Origin of the sequence: Succinivibrio faecicola, assembly GCF_019448115.1 — a bacterium.
GTDB classification, from domain to species: domain Bacteria; phylum Pseudomonadota; class Gammaproteobacteria; order Enterobacterales; family Succinivibrionaceae; genus Succinivibrio; species Succinivibrio faecicola.
This window is the reverse complement of record NZ_JAGFNY010000057.1, coordinates 1-4,450: the sequence shown is the minus strand read 5'-3', so window position 1 is coordinate 4,450 and position 4,450 is coordinate 1. Positions and strand designations below refer to the sequence as shown.

Below are 4,450 nucleotides of genomic sequence, written 5' to 3'. Positions count from 1 at the left end.
TAAACACGAATTATGCATCCAATGTTTATACTTTGTTCAAAAGTGTGAACTTAGTGCTGATCCATAATTTCGCCATATTGAACTATATAGTTGGCCTTCAAATGAAAGAATCAATTCTTTTTCGAGAATAATGACAACTCCTGTTTTTGTAGCGTTCAAAAAGGTTCTGGAAAGTTTAGATTTTAAATTTAGTGAGGTATAAAATGGAGTACTTTGCAACAAACGTCCACAGAATTCTTAAAGATTCACTAAAAAATTACATTCTTTCCCAATATTTTGGAAAATCCCCGCTAATATTTGATGCTGTCGAAAGAGCCTTAGATGGTGATGAAGTAATTGCACAGGATCCATATATAGAATCTAGTCCTTCATATAAATCTGTAGAAGATGGATTACAAAAATCCCATAAACTTCCTCAATGGCTAAAAGATTTCTTTTCTGATTTGATTGAGTACAAATTAGGAGTATATAAGACTCCATTTTATCACCAGATTCAAGCCTTAGAATCATTCATCCAAGAACAAGATTTATTTGTTGCAACAGGAACCGGCTCAGGAAAAACAGAATGTTTTATGTGGCCATTAGTGACAAAGCTTGTAACTGAGGCTAAAACTGCCCCTAAACAATGGAACGAAATTCGAGGAATAAGAACCATCATTCTTTATCCAATGAACGCACTTGTTGGAGATCAATTAAGCCGATTAAGAAGATTAATGATGGATAAATCTGATCATTTTGTAACAGCATTTAGAAAAGCATCATTTTTTAACTCAAGAAGGCCTCAGTTTGGCATGTATACTGGAAGAACCCCATTCCCTGGAGATAAACCAATAAGTGGAGATGATAAAAGACTAGCTGATAATTTAAGTAATTTTGTGGCAGATGAAGAACACAATAAAAATTCAGATTTTATCAATGATCTAGCAAAACAAGGACGTGTCCCTGCAAAAAAAAACTTGCTGACTTTTATTGAGAGCTTAAAGAAATCAAAGCATCAAACATCAGATGATGATTCAGAATTAATTACAAGATTTGAAATGCAGAATAATTGCCCAGATATTCTCATTACAAATTATTCAATGTTAGAACTTATCCTACTAAGACCAATAGAGAATAAAATATGGCAAGATACTAAAAATTGGCTACAGTCAGATAAGAATAACAAGTTACTGTTTGTTATTGATGAAGCTCATATGTATAGAGGCTCCTTCGGAGGAGAGGTTGCTCTTTTGATAAGAAGACTGATGGCAAAACTCGATATTGATAGAGATAGAATTCAGTTTATCTTAACAACTGCTAGTATGCCCAAAAACTGTGACAATGAAATAAATGAATTTGCAGATAAATTAACTTCTGCCAAGAATAAACTTCGATTTAAGTACTTTGCCGGTGTTAGAGAAGAAACTATTGAATCAGCAATCTTTGATATCCCTGTAGGTAAATATAAAAAATTTAGAGAAAAAATTTTTGAAAAAACAGATCTTTTAAATCTAGATTCTGAAAAGGGAATTGAGCTTGTAACTGATTTCTTTCAAGGCTGTTTTGATAAACCTCTTCATTTTTCTAACAAGAGCGATATTGAGATATGGCTTTTCTATAATTTACATAAATTCTCCCCTTTTTCTAGACTATTCAACGAATGTAGAGGACAAGCAAAATCATTAAGAGATCTTTCAATAAACATTTTTAGGGAAGGTCTATTATCGGATGCATCTGAAGAAGATCGCAGATTAGCACTATCAGTTCTGTTATTAATCGCTCCTTTAGCTAAGAATGAACATGGGATTACTCTATTTCCAGCAAGAATGCACATGTTATTCAGAGGAATAAAAGGTGTATACGCTTGTACTAATCCTAATTGCAAACATGCTGTTTCCAATGAAAAATTTTCATTAGGCAAGATCTATCTAAATGAAGGTCGATATCATTGTATAGAATGCGATTCAAATGTATACGAATTGTATTATGACAGACGTTGTGGAGCACTATATCTCAAAGGATTCATTGATAAAAATTTTATTTCTACATGCGAATTCAAAGATTCATTTTTCTTATGGACAACTACAAACAGATATTCAAAAGATAAATTAACAGAAATTCATTTCTATATTCCAGAGAAAGATTTTGTTCAAAAGAGCAATTATAAATTTTGCTATTTAGATTATAAAACTGGTTTTATCCATCTACATAAAACAGATGATAATAAAAATTCATTATTAAAACTTATGTATTATTACCCCAAGAATCAAAATAATAATGATATTTTTACATTTCATTGTTGTCCTCACTGTAATCATAATTTTTCTGTTTCTCAGTTATCCTCTTTTAAGACAATAGGAAATATGGCTTTTAATGAGCTAATAAAACAGCAATTTATATTGCAACCACCAGTAGAAAGCAAAAAAATTGAAAAATTTCCTAACGAGGGAAGAAAGGTTCTTCTGTTTTCGGACAGTCGTGCTAGAGCAGCAAGACTGGCATTAGACATGTCCAATTCTTCAAATTTCACCATATTAAGGCAGTTATTTGCACTTGCTGTGGATAAAATGCAAGAGGAAGCAAAAAAGAAAGAGTCAAAAGATCACAACTATTCTTTATTTAATATTTATGGTTTTCTGTGCAATGAAATAGCCAAAAAAAATGTTTTTGTATTTAATGGTGACAGCAGAAAAAAGCTGATAGCAGATAGTATTGAATATAAAAATCAAACTGTTAATAGATACTCATCAGGTGAAATTAAATCCAAAACATTAAATGATGCTCCTAAAGAAATGCAAGAGTATCTATTAAGGTTATTTGCCGGAAAATATAATACATTTTACGATACAGCTATTATGTGGTTAGCTCCTACGCAATCAGCAAAAAATGAGTATTTCAAAAGAATTTATGATGAAATTGTCACAGCCCACTGAAAAAGATCTTATTTAGCTCATTTGATTTTTATCAGATCTTTTAAAACCTTCCAATTTAGCTTAATCATTTTGTTTAACAGCTCATTCAAATTATTCTTTTGCTTATCTGTTTTTGATTATTGCTTAGTCATTTTTGCTAGAAGCTCGGTCATTTTGCAGGGCGTACGCATGAATTGTAAGTTCAGATGATACGCCTTGCCTCATTTTTTAATTTTTTGACAAATACTCAATAAGACCATCTACAGCTATAGAGCAATCATCTCTAAGTTTCTTCTGCAGCCTTGGTATTGAGCACCTTTCGCTCTTTTTTGAAAAGCGTGGTTGTACTATCTTCAGCACATTCAACGCTATCTTGTTGAGCAAAATTCTGTTTCTTGCATATTCTCTGCTTTTTACTTGCATCAAATCCTGTCCAAAATCCATATCAAGACACCAATGCAGAGAGTTTTCTATATGCCAATGTTCTCTGATACATCTATAGAGAGTCTTTGCTAAATCAGGAGACTCAGGATTTATTGAGCATAGGTAGTATCTGACTAAAGACTCTTTTTCAATTCCGTATTTTTTGTCATGACTGAAAGTAGTTGCTCTGACAATACATTCACAATCTTCTTTCCAATCTCCAAGAACTCTTTGTTTTATGAAGTTCGCTGGTAGTACATCTACTCTGCGAGTCTCAACTCTTCCATGCTCTAGCTCTGTTTCTGACTCATAACTCTTTAATTCACAGTCATAATCAAGTAGTCTTTCTTTTTCAAGTAATGGTACTTCTGAATCATCAATTCCTTCAAAGGCATTCATTACTGCTTTTTGTAGTTTTTCGTGATTTCCTTTAAGTGCTAGACAGTACTCTCCATCCTGACTAATAATCGCATTTGCTACTGAACGCTGTGTGTTTAATGCATCTGCTGTTACAACACATCCTGAAAGGGAGAACATCTGTAGCAATCTGACACACGATTTGTTTTCATTCTCTTTATCCTGTACCTCATCCTGAGCTAGACTAATCTTGTTTGTTGAATCATACAAGGTTACATAATAAAGCTTGTTATACTGTCTTCTATCCTTAGGAGATTTTTCCCCTTTTTCTGCTTCATATATCATTGCTCGTGGAGTCTGACCATCAAGGCTCAAGCACCTTGTCTCTTCTTGATTACTTGCAAGTTTGTTTGCAAATTCTGTCAGAAAACCATGTAGTTCTGATATTTTTACCATTTTTAGAAGTCTTAACACTGTGTCATGAGACATACTCTCTTCTTCGGAAAGTCCTTCTATAATCTGTGCTAAGTACTTCTTTTTTGCACTTAAAAAGTCCGATACTTCCACAGCATTCTTGCAGTTACAACACCATGCTATTACTATGGCAAATAATGCTGGTAGCAAAGGAAATTTTACTTTTGACTGCTGTCTGTAGTCTGTAACTTTTATTTGTTTCATGAGTGAACTTACTGTCTCTTTTACTGAATGGTATGTAGAGAACGGCGATACACGGACGCTCGCTAATCTCTAGGTACTTCAGTCAAAGCTCAATCATCCTA

At 33.1% G+C, this 4,450-nt stretch carries 2 protein-coding genes; one reads left to right on the top strand and one right to left on the bottom strand.

Translation table 11 applies throughout. From position 1 onward, the window contains the following. Positions 1 to 203 precede the first annotated feature (203 nt). Entirely contained in the window at positions 204 to 2,912 is a 2,709-nt protein-coding gene (locus J5V48_RS09455; RefSeq protein ID WP_219938345.1) for a DEAD/DEAH box helicase, read from the top strand. A gap of 207 nt (positions 2,913 to 3,119) precedes the next feature. On the opposite strand, the gene J5V48_RS09450 is transcribed toward J5V48_RS09455, so the two are convergent. Then, positions 3,120 to 4,349 (bottom strand): ISAs1 family transposase, encoded by a 1,230-nt coding sequence (locus J5V48_RS09450; RefSeq protein ID WP_219938342.1) that lies wholly within the window; start codon positions 4,347 to 4,349, stop codon positions 3,120 to 3,122. Between the last annotated feature and the right edge of the window lie 101 nt (positions 4,350 to 4,450).

Bases quoted from the DNA above. Each gene is read 5' to 3' on its own strand.
- J5V48_RS09455 (WP_219938345.1), top strand. From the start codon at position 204: ATGGAGTACTTTGCAACAAACGTCCACAGAATTCTTAAAGATTCACTA.
- J5V48_RS09450 (WP_219938342.1), bottom strand. From the start codon at position 4,349: ATGAAACAAATAAAAGTTACAGACTACAGACAGCAGTCAAAAGTAAAA.